We start from the raw sequence: 15,899 nt of genomic DNA, 5'->3' as shown, positions 1-15,899 counted from the left end.
TCCATAACTGACGTCCCTTACAGAAAGCGAGAGAGTTATCGTGATGAAGAAAAAGTCATTTTTGCTCAGTGTGTTAGCTGTTAGCCTTGGATTAACTTTCGCTTCTGCGCCTATGGCGAATGCTGCTTTACCGACACAAGTTCAGGGACAACCTTTGCCAAGCCTGGCACCGATGCTGGATAAAGTGCTGCCGGCCGTCGTGGGCGTTCAGGTTTCCGGCACGCAGCCGCCAAGTGCGGATGTGCCACCGGAATACAAATTCTTCTTTGGTCAGCAAGATCCGGAGCCAAATGCAGGGCCACAGCCTTTTGAAGGTCTGGGCTCGGGCGTTATTATTGATGCCGCTAAAGGCTACGTGCTCACCAACAATCACGTCGTGAATAACGCTGACAAGATCAGTGTTCAGCTCAACGATGGCCGCGAATATAAAGCCAAGCTCATCGGTAAAGACGATCAGTCTGACATCGCCGTCATCCAGCTGATCGATGCGAAAAATCTCACACAAATCACCATGGCTGATTCAGATAATCTGCGCGTGGGCGATTTTGCGGTCGCCGTCGGCAACCCCTTCGGGCTCGGTCAGACCGTGACGTCCGGTATTGTGTCTGCTCTCGGTCGCAGCGGCCTGAACCTTGAAGGGCTGGAAAACTTTATTCAGACCGATGCCTCGATTAACCGCGGCAACTCCGGCGGTGCCCTGCTCGACCTGAAAGGTGAACTGATTGGCATCAATACCGCCATTATTTCTTCCCAGGGTGGCAGCGTCGGTATCGGCTTTGCCATCCCGGTGAATATGGCGAAAAACCTCAGCCATCAGCTGATTGAATTCGGCGAAGTGAAACGTGGCCTGCTGGGGATCCGCGGCAGTGAAATGACGGCGGAACTGGCACAGGCATTTAAACTCGACAGCCAGCGTGGCGCATTCGTCAATGAAGTGCTGCCTGATTCGGCGGCAGCAAAAGCCGGGATTAAATCCGGTGACGTGCTGGTCACACTTCAGGGCAAAAAGCTGAGCAGCTTTGCAGAATTACGTGCAAAAGTCGGTACCGCCGGTCCGGGCGTTACCATGCAGATTGGTTTGCTGCGCGATGGCAAACCGATGACCGTGAACGTCACGCTGGATAAAAGCCCGGCCGTGGAAGTCAGCATTGAGAAACTCAATCCTGCCTTGCAGGGTGTGACACTCAGCGATCCGGCAGATAAAAATGCTAAAGGCGTGCATGTCGATGACGTGAAGAAAGGCACACCGGCTGATCAGATAGGTCTGCAAAAAGACGATGTGATTATCGGCGTAAACCGTGAGCCGCTTGAGAATCTTGCCGCCTTCCGCAAAATTCTGGAAAGCAAACCGGACCTGATTGCGCTGAGCATTGTGCGTAAAGGGCAGAATATCTACTTATTCATGCCGTAAAGCGTTGAAAATCGGACGCAGGTGCTGCTGCGTCCGATTAACTCATGCTATTCTTCCCTCACTTTTTATCTCGCATCCCATACACCCATGTTTGTTAAGCTATTGAGATCCGCTGTTATCGGCCTGATTGTTGCTGGCATTTTGCTGGCGGCGGTACCTATGTTGCGTAAAAACATCACAGACCCGCTGTTCGAACGCAATTTCACCCAAACCAGCGAAGAACCTGTCAGCTATAACTCGGGCGTTCGTCACGCGGCTCCTGCCGTCGTGAACGTCTATAACCGCAACATGGGCAACAGTTCGCAAAACGAACTGGCCATTCGCACGCTGGGTTCCGGCGTTATCATGAATGACAATGGCTATATCCTGACCAACAAACATGTCATTAATAATGCCGATCAGATCATCGTGGCGCTACAAGATGGCCGCGTATTTGAAGCCTTGCTGGTGGGTTCTGACAGCCTGACTGACCTGGCGGTACTCAAAATCAACGCCGGTAATCTGCCGGTGATCCCGATTAACTCACACAGGACTCCGCATGTCGGTGATGTCGTGATGGCGATTGGGAACCCGTATAATCTCGGGCAGACCGTCACACAAGGCATTATCAGTGCCACCGGTCGTATCGGTCTGAGCCCGTCCGGTCGCCAGAACTTCCTGCAAACCGATGCCTCAATCAACCAGGGGAACTCCGGCGGTGCGCTGGTGAACTCACTGGGTGAGCTGATGGGGATTAATACGCTGTCATTTGACCAGAGTAATGACGGTGCGACGCCGGAAGGCATTGGCTTTGCAATCCCGACAGCGCTGGCCACCAAAGTGATGGGCAAGCTTATTCGTGATGGTCGCGTCATTCGCGGTTATATCGGCATCAGCGGCCGCGAGGTATCGCCTCTGCACGGGCCGAACAGCGGACTGGATCGCATTCAGGGGATTGTGGTTAATGAAGTCACCCCGAACGGTCCGGCGGCAAATGCGGGTATGCAGGTGCGGGATGTGATTGTTAACGTGAATAATAAACCGGCTGTTTCCGCGATTGAGACGATGGATCAGGTGGCGGAAGTCCGCCCTGGCACGGTGATCCCAGTTAAAATCATTCGGGACGGCCAGCAGCTGACCTTGCAGGTCACCGTGCAGGAATATCCTGATCACTGATAGCCGCTGAACACACAAAAAAAGCCGGAAAGGTCTCCCCTTCCGGCTTTTTTATTGCGTCAGGCTCAGGAATTACTCGCCTTTAAAACGCTCGATTTTTGCACCCAGCTGACGCAGTTTATCTTCGATACGCTCATAGCCACGATCAATGTGATAAATACGGTCAACGACGGTCACGCCTTCTGCGATACAACCGGCCAGAACCAGGCTGGCGGAAGCGCGCAAATCGGTCGCCATCACCTGAGCGCCAGACAGTTTTTCAACGCCATGACAAATCAGAGTGCTGCCTTCGATTTCAGCGTGAGCACCCATACGGATCAGCTCAGGAATATGCATGAAACGGTTTTCGAAGATGGTTTCAGTGATAACACCTGTGCCTTCAGCCACCAGGTTCAGCAGGCTGAACTGTGCCTGCATGTCAGTCGGGAAGCCCGGATGCGGCGCAGTACGGAACGTTACCGCTTTGGCACGTTTGCCATGCATGTCGAGACTGATCCAGTCTTCGCCCACTTCGATTTCAGCGCCAGCTTCACGCAGTTTCGCCAGAACGGCATCCAGCGTATCAGGACGGGCTTCACGGCAGACAATTTTGCCACCGGAAATCGCCGCCGCCACCAGGAAAGTCCCGGTTTCAATACGGTCAGGCACTACGCGATAAACACCGCCACCCAGACGTGCAACGCCTTCGATGGTGATTCTGTCGGTGCCCGCGCCGGTGATTTTCGCGCCCAGCGTATTCAGGAAATTCGCAGTATCAACGATTTCCGGCTCACGTGCGGCGTTTTCAATAATGGTGGTGCCTTCGGCCAGTGTGGCGGCACTCATGATGGTGACTGTCGCGCCAACGCTGACTTTATCCATCACGATGTGTGCGCCTTTCAGCCGACCGTCTACGGACGCTTTCACGTAGCCTTCTTCCAGCACGATCGTTGCGCCCAGTTGTTCCAGACCGGTGATGTGCAGGTCAACAGGACGTGCGCCGATAGCACAACCGCCCGGCAGGGAAACTTCGCCACGACCAAAACGCGCCACCAGCGGACCCAGCGCCCAGATGGAAGCACGCATGGTTTTCACCAGATCGTATGGCGCACAAAACTCGTTTACCGCACTGGCATCCACAAAGACCGAACCGTTACGTTCGATTTTGGTGCCCAGCTGGCTCAGCAGTTTGATGGTGGTATCGATATCTTTCAGGTGAGGAACGTTCTGGAGTTCAACAGGTTCTTCAGCAAGCAGTGCGGCAAACAAAATAGGAAGTGCTGCATTTTTTGCACCAGAGATAGTGACTTCGCCGCTTAGACGAGTCCCACCCTGTACACGAAATTTATCCATTATGACTGCTCTCTATTCATTTAAACGACAGGTCAGATATGAGGAAGCTGCCGGAACTCCGGCAGTCTTATAAACCGCTCAGTTTACGGTCACGCGCCCATTCTTCAGGGGTATAAGCCTTGATAGACAGTGCGTGGATTCGGTTGTCGGCGATGTATTCCATCAGCGGGGCGTAAACGGTCTGTTGTTTTTTCACGCGGCTCATGCCATCAAACATCGCACCAACGACAATGGCCTGAAAATGACTGCCATCGCCAGTAATGTGGGCTTCGTCCAGTGCCAATGCGTTCATCAGCACATCTTTAATTTCACTCGTTTCCATAGGGGATCTATTCTTCTGAAGAATCATAACAGCCCGATATCTTATAGGGATCGGCGCAATTCTTAAACCACGAAAAAGCCCCTGAGCAAGAGTTTCGCACAGGGGCTTTGGAGAGCGTCAGGCGACGGTACGTCTTCAGCCGCCTAACTTACCGGAACTGCTGGCTTATTTGCTCAGGCAGCCGGAATAATGTCCTGCAGATTGTAGAGCGCAATCAGAGTATTCAGTCTGTCGGTGATACCAGCCACCGTCAGAGAAACGCCCTGCTGGCTGGCCTCTTCACGCAAATGCACTAACAGCGCCAGACCGGAAGAATCCACACGCTCCAGCCCGGAAACATCCAGACAGGTAATCCCGGACATCAGCTTTTTGCGCGCATCCCAGAAGGGGACCAGCGTTTCGCGATCCAGTTCACCGTGCAACGTCAGTCGCGGCGGCTGCGATTCCCAGCGCAATGCTTCACTCATTTTTTATCCAGGGTAATCGGTTCTGCAGCAGCTTGTTTCAGACGCGCAGTCAGACCATCAATCCCTTTCTGACGCAGGATATCCACCCATTCGTTTTGCTTGGTCGAAATCATACTGACGCCTTCGGCGATCATGTCGTATGCCTGCCATTCGCCGGTACGGCTGTTTTTACGCCACTGGAAATCCAGACGCACTGGCGGACGACCGTTCGGATCGGTAATGGTCACGCGGATAGCAATGATGTCTTTATCTGCGTAAGACTGTTCCGGCTGTACGGTATAGTTCTGGCCGTTGTACATCGCCAGCGCCTGACCATAAGCCTGTTGCAGATAGTCAGAGAACGCAGCGAAATACGCCTCACGTTGTGCAGGGGTCGCCTGTTGATAGTAGCGACCTAACACCAGCGCACCGGCGTATTTGATCTGCACGTACGGCAGCAGTTCTTCACGCACGATCTGGCGCAGGTAGTTAGGATCCTGCTTGATTTTCGGCTGTTCGGTTTTGAGGCGGGTGAAGGTTTTGTTCGCCGCTTCATTCATCACGCTGTAAGGGTTGGTTTTATCAACCGCGGCATTGGCCAGCGGAGCCATAACCACCAGCAGTGCGGCGATCACTAAACGTTTAAACATAATCATTTCCTCTTTGATGGAGAATCCGTAGTAGCAAGTTCTTAATGAGCAGCCGGTTGTGGAGCCGTGTTAGCGTCTGGCGCAGGGGCAGAATCGCCCGCGGGTGCTGCGGTCGCAGACCCTGCATCCGGATCCGCTTTCCCGTCGCCGCTCTTATAAAGGAACTGGCCAATCAGGTCTTCGAGAACCAGCGCCGATTTGGTGTCCTGAATGACGCCACCGTTTTTAAGGATAGTCGTTCCCATGTCAGGGTCTTCAAAACCAATGTTCAGCGCCAGGAATTGCTCGCCCAGTAAACCAGAGGTGCGGATAGCCAGCGTACTGGTACTCGGGATCTGGTTGTACTTCTGGTCAATATCCATTTCTACGCGTGGAGAATAGTTTTTATCAAGCGATATGCTGCTGACGCGACCAATCACCACACCGCCGACTTTGACCGGAGAACCGCTTTTCAGGCCGCCGATATTGTCGAAGTCCGCAGAAATGCGGTAAGTCGGGTCAGAGCCGATAGAACGGATGTCGGCCACTTTCAGGCACAGGAATAACACCGCAATCAGTGCGATGATCAAAAATGCGCCTACCCAGATTTCACTCTTTTTCGTTTGCATGGTTTAATTTCCAAACATCAGTGCTGTCAGCACAAAATCCAATCCCAGCACCGCCAGTGACGAATGCACCACAGTACGTGTCGTTGCCCGGCTGATCCCTTCGGACGTCGGTATCGCATCATAGCCATTGAACAACGCAATCCAGGTCACTGTGATAGCGAAAACAAGGCTTTTAATCAGGCAGTTAAGCAGGTCAGTCCGCCAGTCTACGGAAGTTTGCATCGCTGACCAGAAGAATCCGCTATCGATGCCTTTCCAGTCCACGCCGACCAGCGAGCCGCCCCAGATCCCGACTGCGACAAAAATCGCCGTCAGCAGAGGCATGGAAATCAGGCCAGCCCAGAAACGCGGTGCCACAACGCGGCGCAGCGGATCGATAGCCATCATTTCCAGACTGGAAATTTGCTCGGTGGCCTTCATCAGCCCCAGCTCAGCGGTCAGGGCAGAACCCGCACGACCAGCAAACAGCAGCGCCGTTACCACAGGACCCAGCTCACGCAGCAGGGAAAGCGCCACCATCATACCGAGGCTGGCCTCAGCGCTGTAGGTGGTTAAAATCAGGTATCCCTGCAAGCCCAGTACCATGCCGATAAACAGGCCGGAAACCAGGATGATCAGCAGGGAAAGCACGCCAACGCTGTAGAGCTGCTTGATCAGCAGCGGCCATTGTTTGGCAAATTGCGGCTTACCGACCAACGCCCGAAAGAGCATCAGACCGGCACGGCCAAAAGACGCACAGGTGTTTATTCCGCGGCGCCCGACAGAGGCTAAGGCCCTATTTATTTTCAAAACAAGGTACATTTATCAGGAACTCCATTATCCGAGCAGCTCGGTTTTGTAATCACCGGCAGGAAAACGGAAAGGCACCGGTCCGTCGGCAATACCGTCGAGGAACTGGCGAACTCGCGGATCAGGGTTATTTTGCAATTCCTCTGGTGTACCTTCAGCAATGACATGCTGTGCCGCCACAATATACGCATAATCCGCAATACTGAGTACTTCAGGTACGTCATGAGAGACGACGATACACGTCACGCCCAGCGCATGGTTAAGTTCATCGATAAGCTTCACCAGCACGCCCATAGTGATCGGATCCTGACCCACAAAAGGCTCATCAAACATGATGAGTTCCGGATCAAGCGCAATCGCACGCGCCAGTGCTACACGACGCGCCATCCCGCCAGACAACTCAGCAGGCATCAGGTCGCCGGCACCGCGTAACCCTACCGCTTCGAGTTTCATGGTCACGGTGCTGCGCAGCAGTTCTTCCGGTAATTTACTGTGCTCACGCAACGGGAACGCGACATTCTCGAACACCGTCAGGTCAGTAAACAATGCACCGGACTGAAACAACATGCTCATTTTCTTGCGGGATTCGTACAGCTTACGGCGTGACAACGTCGGAATGTTGTCTCCGTCGAACCAGATTTCCCCACTACTTGGCGCAAGTTGCCCGCCGATCAGGCGCAGCAAGGTGGTTTTACCGATCCCCGAAGGCCCCATAATGGCGGTGACTTTGCCTCGTGGCACGGTCATATTGATCTCTTCGAAAATGGGACGATCGCCGCGCACGAAGCTCATGCCCTTGATCTCAACCAGATTCGATTCGCTTTGACTCATTCAGTTTATCCCTTCGGAATACTTTCGCTAAGAATACGTCTGACCCAGATGGGGTGTCGTATAACTTTGGTATTTTTACAAAAACTTACCCCGGTTTCGTTACCAAAGTTGCCATCGTTTTACTTTTCCGCCCCAGACGGTCAAAATCGATGAATTATCATTTTAAATTAAAAGCCTTCATCGTCTAACATACAGGAACCTGCAGGCCTTGTTTTCAGAGAAAATGTTGCCTTAGCTCATGTTGACGAAGGAATCGCCTGCCTGCAAAGGCAACGAACCTCGCATTATACCCAATAAAGGATGTTTCATGCTTCTCGCTATCGTACTGATGATTGTCGGCTTGTTACTGTTAGTTTACGCCGCCGATCGTCTGGTGTACGGAGCCGCAGTGTTGGCACGCTCAATAGGCATACCTCCGCTGGTGATTGGCATGACCGTCGTCGGCGTCGGAATATCTCTCCCGGAACTGGTGGTTTCTACCACAGCCGCCATCAATGATCAGATGGATTTGGCCGTCGGAAACGCAATTGGTTCGAATATCATTAATATTCTTCTGATTTTGGGCGGTGCAGCCCTGATTCATCCACTTTCCGTTCGTTCTGATATATTACGCCGCGAACTCCCTTTATTGTTACTGGTCACAGCACTCTGTGGTTTTGTGCTAAGTGACGGAGAACTCAGCCGGTTTGACGGCGTTCTGCTGCTGGCCAGTGCCGCCGTGTTTATGATGCTGGTGATAAAAATCGCCCGCGCGGCCGAAAAAGAAGGGCTGGATACGCTGACGTACGAACAGATGTCCGAACTTCCTCAGGACAGCAGCAACACCGTGGCATTTCTGTGGCTGGCACTGGGCTTTATCATCATGCCGCTGGCGTCGGGCATGATTGTCGACAACAGTACAGTGATTGCCCGTTACTTTGGCGTCAGCGAACTGGTGATTGGCCTGACGGTTATCGCCATCGGCACCAGTCTGCCGGAACTCGCGACGTTTATCGCCGGTGCCATTAAGGGCGAAGATGATATCGCACTGGGCAATATCATTGGTGCGAATATTTTTAATACCTGTCTGGTGCTGGGATTACCCGCGCTGGTTGCGCCAGGCTCGTTCAACCCGGACGCGTTTCATCGCGATTACTGGGTCATGCTGGCGGTCAGTATCGTGCTTTCCGGGCTGTGCCTGATGCGTAAACACCGTATCGGCCATCTCGCCGGCGCACTGTTACTGTGTGGATTTATCGCCTATATGGCGGTTCTGTTCCTGTTACCGGACAGCATTGCCTTCTGAACTTTGTCAGGAACTGACTATGGCTAACGTTAACTTCGCCTCCGACTTTGATTTTCAGGCCGTCGGGCGTGATGTGCTGAAAACAGAACGTGAAGGACTTGAGCAGTTAGATCAATACATTAACGGCGATTTTACCCGTGCATGCGAAAAAATCTTCGCCTGCAACGGCAAAGTCGTCGTGATGGGCATGGGCAAATCCGGCCACATTGGTCGCAAGATGGCAGCGACCTTTGCCAGCACCGGCACACCGGCTTTCTTTGTCCATCCGGGCGAAGCCAGCCACGGTGATCTGGGCATGGTGTCGAAACAGGACGTTGTGATCCTGATTTCCAATTCCGGTGAAGCACATGAAATTCTCGGGCTGATCCCGGTACTCAAACGTCTGGACATCACGCTTATCTGCATGACGTCTAATCCGGAAAGCACCATGGGCAAAGCGGCTGATGTGCATCTTTGCGTGAAAGTCCCCAAAGAAGCCTGCCCGCTGGGTCTGGCACCGACCAGCAGCACCACGGCGGTATTGGTCATGGGCGATGCGCTGGCGGTGGCTTTACTGGAAGCTCGCGGTTTCACACCCGAAGACTTCGCCCTTTCCCATCCGGGCGGAGCACTGGGTCGCAAGCTCTTACTGCGCGTGAGCGATATCATGCACACCGGTGATGAAATTCCGCATGTCAGCCGTGACGCTTCTTTGCGTGATGCCTTGCTGGAAATCACCCGCAAGAATCTCGGCATGACAGTTATCTGCAACGACCTGATGCGGATCGAAGGTATCTTTACCGATGGTGATTTACGCCGCATTTTCGATATGGGCGTTAACATCAACGAAGCCTCGATTGCCGATGTCATGACGACCGGGGGTATCCGCGTCCGCCCTTCTCTTCTGGCGGTGGATGCGCTGAATTTAATGCAGGAAAAAAACATAACCTGCGTGATGGTTGCTGATGGTGACCAGTTGCTGGGTGTGTTACATATGCACGACATGCTGCGCGCTGGCGTAGTTTAATTGAGGAATCCCCTGAATGAGTAATAGCGCAGCCCTGGTGGAAACTTGCTACGGTCCGGTCAGCACGCAAGTGCTGGAACGGGCGAAAGCTATCCGCCTGCTGATTTGCGATGTAGATGGCGTGATGTCTGATGGCCTGATCTACATGGGAAATCAGGGAGAAGAGCTGAAAAGTTTTAACGTTCGCGACGGTTACGGTATCCGCTGCCTGCTGACTTCGGACATTGAGGTCTCGATTATTACAGGCCGCAATGCGAAATTACTGGAAGATCGCGCTGAAACCCTCGGTATACGCCACTTGTACCAGGGACAATCGGATAAGCTTTTGGCCTTCCGCGAACTGTTAGATACACTGTCTTTGCGGGCCGAAGAAGTGGCCTACATCGGTGATGACCTGATCGACTGGCCGGTTATGGCTGAAGTTGGTCTTTCCGTGGCCGTTCAGGACGCGCATCCCATCCTGTTGCCGAAAGCGCATTATGTCACCCGAATTGCCGGCGGACGTGGTGCAGTACGCGAATTGTGCGATTTGATTTTACTGGCACAGGGTAAGCTGGAGGACGCCAAAGGGCTGTCGATATGAGTAAAACAAGACTTTGGATTATTCTGGCGCTGACAGCCATCGTTCTGGTGCTGATCGGCTGGTCAATGTCTGACAACAGCGATGACGTCCAGCCGGCGGTCAACGATCAGGATCCGACCTACCAGAGCTCCCACACCGTCACGATGGTGTACGATCCGCTGGGTAGCCTGACGTATAAACTGGTTTCAGATCAGGTGAAATATTACACCACTGATCAGGTGACATGGTTTACTAATCCGGTAGCGACCATGTACGACAAGAACAAAGTCCCGACGTGGGTGCTGCATTCTGACAAGGCCAAGCTGACTCAGGATAAAATGCTCTATCTTTACGGGCATGTGCAGGCAGACAGCCTGACACCTGAGACTTCTCAGTTGCAAAGAATCAAAACGGACAATGCACGGGTTAACCTGACGACACAGGACGTTGCCTCAGATGATGAAGTAACGCTTTATGGCACAGGTTTTACATCTAACGGCATGAAAATGCGTGGTAATCTGCGTGATAAAACAGCAGAGCTGATCGAAAAGGTAACGACCTCTTATGAAATTCAAAGCAAAAAATAAAATCCGTAATCTCCTGATCGTCAGCTCATTGTTAGCCGTCAGCGTTCCGGCATTCGCCCTGAAAGATGACACGACCAAACCGATTACCATTGATTCGGCTAATCAGGCGCTGGACGTGAATACCAATACCGCGACCTTTACCGGTAATGTGGTGGTAAACCAGGGTACGATCCAGGTTAAAGCGGACAAAGTTGTCGTCATCCGCCCGCAAGGCGTTTCCGGCAAAGAAGTGGTTGAAGGTTACGGTAATCCGGTGACCTTCTATCAGATGCAGGACAACGGCAAGCCGGTAAAAGGCCATGCGCAGAAAGTCCGCTATGAAGTGGAAAACGATCTGGTGACCCTGACCGGTAACGCTTACCTTGAACAGCTCGACAGCAACGTGAAAGGCGACCGTATTACTTATCTGGTGCAGAAACAGCAAATGGAAGCCTTCAGTGATAAAGGCAACCGTGTGACGACCGTTCTGGTTCCTTCGCAGCTGCAACAGAAAACACCTGCAGCGGCGGGCCAGCCGACCAAAAAGAGTAACTGATTTTTATGGCTAAATTAATCGCAGAGAATCTGGCAAAAGCCTACAAAGGCCGCAAGGTCGTTGAAGATGTCAGCCTGATGGTCAACTCCGGCGAAATCGTCGGGTTATTAGGGCCAAACGGTGCCGGTAAAACTACGACGTTTTACATGGTCGTCGGCATTGTGCAGCGTGATGCAGGCCGTATTATCGTCGATGACGAAGACATCAGCTTGTTGCCATTGCATACCCGCGCCCGTCGCGGTATTGGCTATCTTCCTCAGGAAGCGTCCATTTTCCGCCGCCTCAGCGTGTTTGATAACCTGATGGCCGTGTTGCAGATCCGCGACGATCTGAACAAAGAACAGCGTAACGATCGCGCCAATGAACTGATGGAAGAGTTCCATATTTCTCATTTGCGCGATAACCTCGGTCAGTCACTGTCCGGTGGTGAACGCCGTCGTGTTGAAATCGCCCGTGCGCTGGCGGCGAACCCTAAATTCATCCTGCTGGATGAACCGTTCGCCGGTGTTGACCCGATTTCAGTTATCGACATCAAAAAAATCATTGAGCATTTGCGTGACAGTGGCCTCGGCGTACTGATCACCGACCATAACGTTCGCGAAACGCTCGACGTGTGTGAACGCGCTTACATCGTCAGTCAGGGCAAGTTAATCGCCCACGGCACGCCAGCCGATATTCTTGCTGATGAACAAGTTAAACGCGTTTATCTTGGTGAAGAATTCCGTCTGTGATCTGTGCCGCCGGAACCGTGCCTGTTTCGCCTTAAAATGAAACAGGCCGTCTCTGACAGAAGTGTTGCCGTTTTCACTCATCAACGGAAATAAAGCCAAGATATGAAGCAAGGTTTGCAACTCAGATTCAGCCAACAACTGGCAATGACTCCACAGTTACAACAGGCCATCCGCCTGTTGCAATTGTCCACGCTTGAGCTCCAACAGGAGATCCAACTCGCGCTGGAGAGCAACCCTCTGCTGGAACAAACCGACCTTCATGAAGAAATCGACTCGGTAGAAGCCACCGACAGCGAAGGGTTAGATACCCGCGAAGCGCTCGAGCAAAAAGACATGCCCGAAGAGCTGCCGCTGGATGCGACCTGGGATGAAATCTATACCGCGGGCACGCCTTCCGGCACCGGTAATGATTACAGCGACGACGAGCTGCCGATTTATCAGGGTGAAACCACCCAGACTCTTCAGGATTACCTGATGTGGCAGGTCGAGCTGACGCCGTTCTCAGATACTGATGCGGCGATTGCGACGTCCATTGTCGATGCGGTCGATGACACCGGTTACCTCACCGTTTCTCTTGACGACATTCTGGAAAGCATCGGGGATGAAAACGTCACGATGGACGAAGTGGAAGCCGTGCTCAAACGCGTACAGCGTTTTGACCCGGTCGGCGTGGCCGCGCGCGACCTGCGCGACTGCCTGCTGATCCAGCTTTCCCAGTATGCGACCGACACGCCTTTCATCACCGAAGCCCGTCTTATCATCAGCGAACATCTGGATTTGCTGGCGAACCATGATTTCCGCGCACTTATGCGATCAACCCGGTTAAAAGAAGATACACTGAAAGGAGCGATGCTCCTGATCCAGTCTCTTGATCCGCGTCCGGGCCAGTCGATCAACACCGGCGAATCCGAATACGTGATCCCGGATGTGCTGGTGCGCAAAGTGTCAGGAGTCTGGACGGTTGAACTCAATTCGGACAGCATTCCGCGTCTGAAGATTAACCAGCAGTACGCCGCGATGGGGAATTCCGCACGCAGCGACAGCGACGGGCAGTTTATCCGCAGCAATCTGCAGGAAGCCAAATGGTTAATCAAAAGCCTGGAAAGCCGTAACGACACGCTGCTGAAAGTCACGCGCTGTATCGTTGAGCAACAGCAGGCGTTCTTTGAACTGGGTGAAGAATTTATGAAACCTATGGTGCTGGCCGATATCGCCAGCGCCGTAGAAATGCACGAATCGACGATTTCACGCGTCACGACGCAGAAGTTCCTGCACAGCCCGCGTGGCATTTTCGAACTGAAGTATTTCTTTTCCAGCCATGTCAGTACAGACAGCGGCGGCGAGGCATCGTCAACCGCCATCCGGGCGCTGGTGAAGAAATTAATCGCAGCGGAGAATCCTGTAAAACCGCTCAGTGACAGTAAGTTAGCGACCCTGCTTTCCGATCAGGGAATTATGGTTGCACGACGAACCGTCGCCAAATACCGAGAGTCTTTGTCCATCCCGCCCTCAAACCAACGTAAACAGTTAGTTTGACCTCAACAGAGAAGGAAGACATTATGCAGCTCAACATTACCGGACATCACATTGAGATCACGGATCCCCTGAGAGAGTTCATCACGTCGAAGCTGGCCAAGCTAGAGCAGTATTTCGACAGGATTAATCAGGTGTATGTGGTGTTGAGCGTGGAAAAGGTGCAAAAAGTTGCCGAAGCGACTTTGCATGTGAATGGAGGCGAGTTACATGCCACCTCGGAACATCAGGATATGTACGCAGCGATTGACGGACTGGTTGATAAACTGGCCCGCCAGCTGAATAAACATAAAGACAAACTGAAACAGCACTGACATTCATGTAGCCAACCCTGTGCTACAAACCTTCGGGCATCGGCTTGTGACCTTCGGGAAACGAGCCGATATAGCTTTAAGGGTGAAACAGCGCAAAAGTGAAAGATGACATGATCAACGATATAGCAATGCAATTAACGTCGGTGCTTAATGCCGAATGCACCAAAAGCGGCGTTCATTGCGCCAGCAAAAAACGCGCACTGGAAATCATCAGCGAACTGGCCGCCAGACAACTGAATTTGTCGCCACAGGTGATTTTCGACGCTATTTTGACCCGTGAACGCATGGGCAGCACCGGGATCGGTGCCGGGATCGCCATCCCGCACGGTAAGCTGGAAGAAGATACGTTACGTGCCGTCGGCGTGTTCATTCAGCTGGAACAACCGATCGCTTTTGATGCCATCGATAATCAGCCGGTAGACTTACTTTTTGCCTTGCTGGTACCGGCAGATCAATGTAAAACCCATTTACATACATTATCTTTGGTGGCTAAGAAATTAGCTGATAAAACAGTGTGTCGCCGCCTTCGTGGTGCGCAGAGCGATGAAGAACTGTTCCAGATAATGACTGAAAACGAATAAATTGCTGATTCCCGGTACGGTGCCGGGAAAATGAATTCTGAACACTGAATGCCAGGGGAGTGACACCATGGTGCTGATGATTGTCAGCGGCCGTTCCGGTTCCGGGAAATCGGTTGCCCTACGGGCATTGGAAGACATGGGTTTTTACTGTGTGGATAACCTGCCGGTGGTGTTATTGCCGCAGCTTGCCCAGACCCTCGTTGAACGTAATACGTCAGCGGCCGTCAGCATCGACGTGCGTAACATGCCGGAAACCCCGGAAGTTTATGAGTACGCGATGTCACAACTGCCGGAGAGCTTCTCACCGCAGCTGTTGTTCCTTGATGCCGACCGCAACACGCTGATCCGCCGCTACAGCGACACCCGTCGTCTGCACCCGCTTTCCAGCAAAAATCTCTCCCTCGAAAGTGCTATTGATGAAGAAGCCGACTTGCTCGAGCCTCTGCGTTCGTCTGCTGATCTCATCATCGACACGTCCGAAATGTCCGTTCACGAACTGGCAGAAATGCTGCGTACCCGCCTGCTGGGTAAACGCGAACGTGAACTGACGATGGTCTTCGAATCCTTTGGTTTCAAACACGGTATTCCGATTGATGCGGATTACGTGTTCGACGTACGTTTCCTGCCGAACCCGCACTGGGATCCGAAACTGCGTCCGATGACCGGCCTCGACAAACCGGTGGCGGCGTTCCTCGACCGTCATACCGAAGTGCACAACTTTATCTACCAGACCCGCAGCTACCTTGAACAATGGCTGCCGATGCTGGAAACCAACAACCGCAGCTATCTGACCGTCGCCATTGGTTGTACCGGCGGTAAACACCGTTCGGTGTATATCGCAGAGCAACTGGCCGACTATTTCCGTTCCCGCGGGAAGAACGTGCAATCCCGCCATCGCACGCTGGAAAAACGTAAATCATGACGGTAAAACAAACGGTAGAAATCAAAAACCGGTTAGGGATGCATGCCCGTCCGGCGATGAAGTTGTTTGAACTGGTGCAGAGCTTTGAATCAGAAGTGATGCTGCGCAACGGCACAGGCATTGAAGCGGAAGCCAGCAGCGTGATCGCGCTGCTGATGCTTGATTCCCCGAAAGGTCAGAAAATCGAAATCGAAGCCACCGGGCCAGATGAAGAACAGGCATTGACGGCAGTGGTAAATCTGATCAATTCAGGATTTGACGAAGACTAAGCCCCTTCACTCTTAGCCATAGTCATTGGC

General features: G+C 52.7%; 20 protein-coding genes. 13 read left to right on the top strand and 7 right to left on the bottom strand.

Going from position 1 to position 15,899, the window contains the following annotated elements; translation table 11 throughout:
• Positions 1-43: 43 nt before the first annotated feature.
• Together degQ and degS are read left to right on the top strand one after the other, a co-directional pair.
• On the top strand, positions 44-1,411 hold the full coding sequence (gene degQ / locus ACJY2G_RS00695; RefSeq protein WP_112288381.1) for a serine endoprotease DegQ: 1,368 nt from the start codon (positions 44-46) through the stop codon (positions 1,409-1,411).
• A gap of 87 nt (positions 1,412-1,498) precedes the next feature.
• Positions 1,499-2,566 carry an outer membrane-stress sensor serine endopeptidase DegS gene (gene degS, locus ACJY2G_RS00690; protein ID WP_112288380.1) on the top strand — a complete coding sequence of 356 codons (1,068 nt, stop codon included), beginning with the start codon at positions 1,499-1,501 and terminating at the stop codon, positions 2,564-2,566.
• A 72-nt stretch (positions 2,567-2,638) separates the two neighbouring features.
• Here degS and murA read toward each other — a convergent pair whose 3' ends face one another.
• The 7 genes from murA to mlaF all read right to left on the bottom strand — a co-directional run bounded on the left by murA (position 2,639) and on the right by mlaF (position 7,544).
• Positions 2,639-3,898: a UDP-N-acetylglucosamine 1-carboxyvinyltransferase gene (gene murA, locus ACJY2G_RS00685; protein WP_112288379.1), complete on the bottom strand. Its 1,260-nt coding sequence runs from the start codon at positions 3,896-3,898 to the stop codon at positions 2,639-2,641.
• 67 nt (positions 3,899-3,965) lie between these two features.
• Positions 3,966-4,220 (bottom strand): BolA family iron metabolism protein IbaG, encoded by a 255-nt coding sequence (gene ibaG / locus ACJY2G_RS00680; RefSeq protein ID WP_013577246.1) that lies wholly within the window; start codon positions 4,218-4,220, stop codon positions 3,966-3,968.
• A gap of 173 nt (positions 4,221-4,393) precedes the next feature.
• Positions 4,394-4,687: a lipid asymmetry maintenance protein MlaB gene (mlaB, locus tag ACJY2G_RS00675; protein WP_112288378.1), complete on the bottom strand. Its 294-nt coding sequence runs from the start codon at positions 4,685-4,687 to the stop codon at positions 4,394-4,396.
• Complete coding sequence (mlaC, locus tag ACJY2G_RS00670; protein ID WP_430319880.1) at positions 4,684-5,316, bottom strand: phospholipid-binding protein MlaC; 633 nt, start codon at positions 5,314-5,316, stop codon at positions 4,684-4,686. Before mlaC ends, mlaB begins: the two co-directional genes overlap by 4 nt.
• A 41-nt stretch (positions 5,317-5,357) precedes the next feature.
• Entirely contained in the window at positions 5,358-5,924 is a 567-nt protein-coding gene (mlaD, locus tag ACJY2G_RS00665) for an outer membrane lipid asymmetry maintenance protein MlaD (protein WP_120162159.1), read from the bottom strand.
• 3 nt (positions 5,925-5,927) lie between these two features.
• A complete protein-coding gene (mlaE, locus tag ACJY2G_RS00660) occupies positions 5,928-6,725 on the bottom strand; it encodes a lipid asymmetry maintenance ABC transporter permease subunit MlaE (RefSeq protein ID WP_112288375.1) in 798 nt (265 codons plus the stop codon).
• A 15-nt stretch (positions 6,726-6,740) separates the two neighbouring features.
• Entirely contained in the window at positions 6,741-7,544 is an 804-nt protein-coding gene (mlaF, locus tag ACJY2G_RS00655) for a phospholipid ABC transporter ATP-binding protein MlaF (protein ID WP_112288374.1), read from the bottom strand.
• Positions 7,545-7,851: 307 nt separating this feature from the next.
• Here mlaF and ACJY2G_RS00650 point away from each other — a divergent pair, with 307 nt between their 5' ends.
• The 11 genes from ACJY2G_RS00650 to npr all read left to right on the top strand — a co-directional run bounded on the left by ACJY2G_RS00650 (position 7,852) and on the right by npr (position 15,869).
• Positions 7,852-8,829, top strand: coding sequence for a calcium/sodium antiporter (locus tag ACJY2G_RS00650; RefSeq protein ID WP_112288373.1), 978 nt, complete (start codon positions 7,852-7,854; stop codon positions 8,827-8,829).
• 19 nt (positions 8,830-8,848) lie between these two features.
• Complete coding sequence (gene kdsD / locus ACJY2G_RS00645; RefSeq protein ID WP_112288372.1) at positions 8,849-9,835, top strand: arabinose-5-phosphate isomerase KdsD; 987 nt, start codon at positions 8,849-8,851, stop codon at positions 9,833-9,835.
• Between the two features lie 16 nt (positions 9,836-9,851).
• A complete protein-coding gene (kdsC, locus tag ACJY2G_RS00640; RefSeq protein ID WP_439291036.1) occupies positions 9,852-10,418 on the top strand; it encodes a 3-deoxy-manno-octulosonate-8-phosphatase KdsC in 567 nt (188 codons plus the stop codon).
• Complete coding sequence (gene lptC / locus ACJY2G_RS00635; RefSeq protein ID WP_112288370.1) at positions 10,415-10,984, top strand: LPS export ABC transporter periplasmic protein LptC; 570 nt, start codon at positions 10,415-10,417, stop codon at positions 10,982-10,984. Before kdsC ends, lptC begins: the two co-directional genes overlap by 4 nt.
• Positions 10,962-11,519 (top strand): lipopolysaccharide ABC transporter substrate-binding protein LptA, encoded by a 558-nt coding sequence (gene lptA, locus ACJY2G_RS00630; protein WP_112288369.1) that lies wholly within the window; start codon positions 10,962-10,964, stop codon positions 11,517-11,519. Before lptC ends, lptA begins: the two co-directional genes overlap by 23 nt.
• Positions 11,520-11,524: 5 nt before the next feature.
• Complete coding sequence (gene lptB, locus ACJY2G_RS00625; RefSeq protein WP_112288368.1) at positions 11,525-12,250, top strand: LPS export ABC transporter ATP-binding protein; 726 nt, start codon at positions 11,525-11,527, stop codon at positions 12,248-12,250.
• Positions 12,251-12,352: 102 nt separating this feature from the next.
• Positions 12,353-13,786, top strand: a complete 1,434-nt coding sequence (gene rpoN / locus ACJY2G_RS00620) for an RNA polymerase factor sigma-54 (RefSeq protein ID WP_426784919.1) — start codon at positions 12,353-12,355, stop codon at positions 13,784-13,786.
• Between the two features lie 23 nt (positions 13,787-13,809).
• Positions 13,810-14,097, top strand: a complete 288-nt coding sequence (gene hpf / locus ACJY2G_RS00615) for a ribosome hibernation promoting factor (protein ID WP_013577259.1) — start codon at positions 13,810-13,812, stop codon at positions 14,095-14,097.
• 98 nt (positions 14,098-14,195) lie between these two features.
• Complete coding sequence (gene ptsN / locus ACJY2G_RS00610) at positions 14,196-14,678, top strand: PTS IIA-like nitrogen regulatory protein PtsN (protein ID WP_192878634.1); 483 nt, start codon at positions 14,196-14,198, stop codon at positions 14,676-14,678.
• Between the two features lie 67 nt (positions 14,679-14,745).
• Positions 14,746-15,600 carry an RNase adapter RapZ gene (gene rapZ, locus ACJY2G_RS00605; protein ID WP_013577261.1) on the top strand — a complete coding sequence of 285 codons (855 nt, stop codon included), beginning with the start codon at positions 14,746-14,748 and terminating at the stop codon, positions 15,598-15,600.
• Positions 15,597-15,869, top strand: a complete 273-nt coding sequence (gene npr / locus ACJY2G_RS00600) for a PTS phosphocarrier protein NPr (protein ID WP_120131579.1) — start codon at positions 15,597-15,599, stop codon at positions 15,867-15,869. The genes rapZ and npr overlap by 4 nt, the downstream gene beginning before the upstream one ends.
• The last annotated feature ends 30 nt before the right edge of the window (positions 15,870-15,899 follow it).

It is taken from the genome of Rahnella sp. ATs2, from assembly GCF_051851855.1.
In the GTDB taxonomy this organism is placed as follows: Bacteria; Pseudomonadota; Gammaproteobacteria; order Enterobacterales; family Enterobacteriaceae; genus Rahnella; species Rahnella variigena.
The sequence above is the reverse complement of the archived record's forward strand: the minus strand, read 5'-3'. Positions and strand labels throughout refer to the sequence as shown.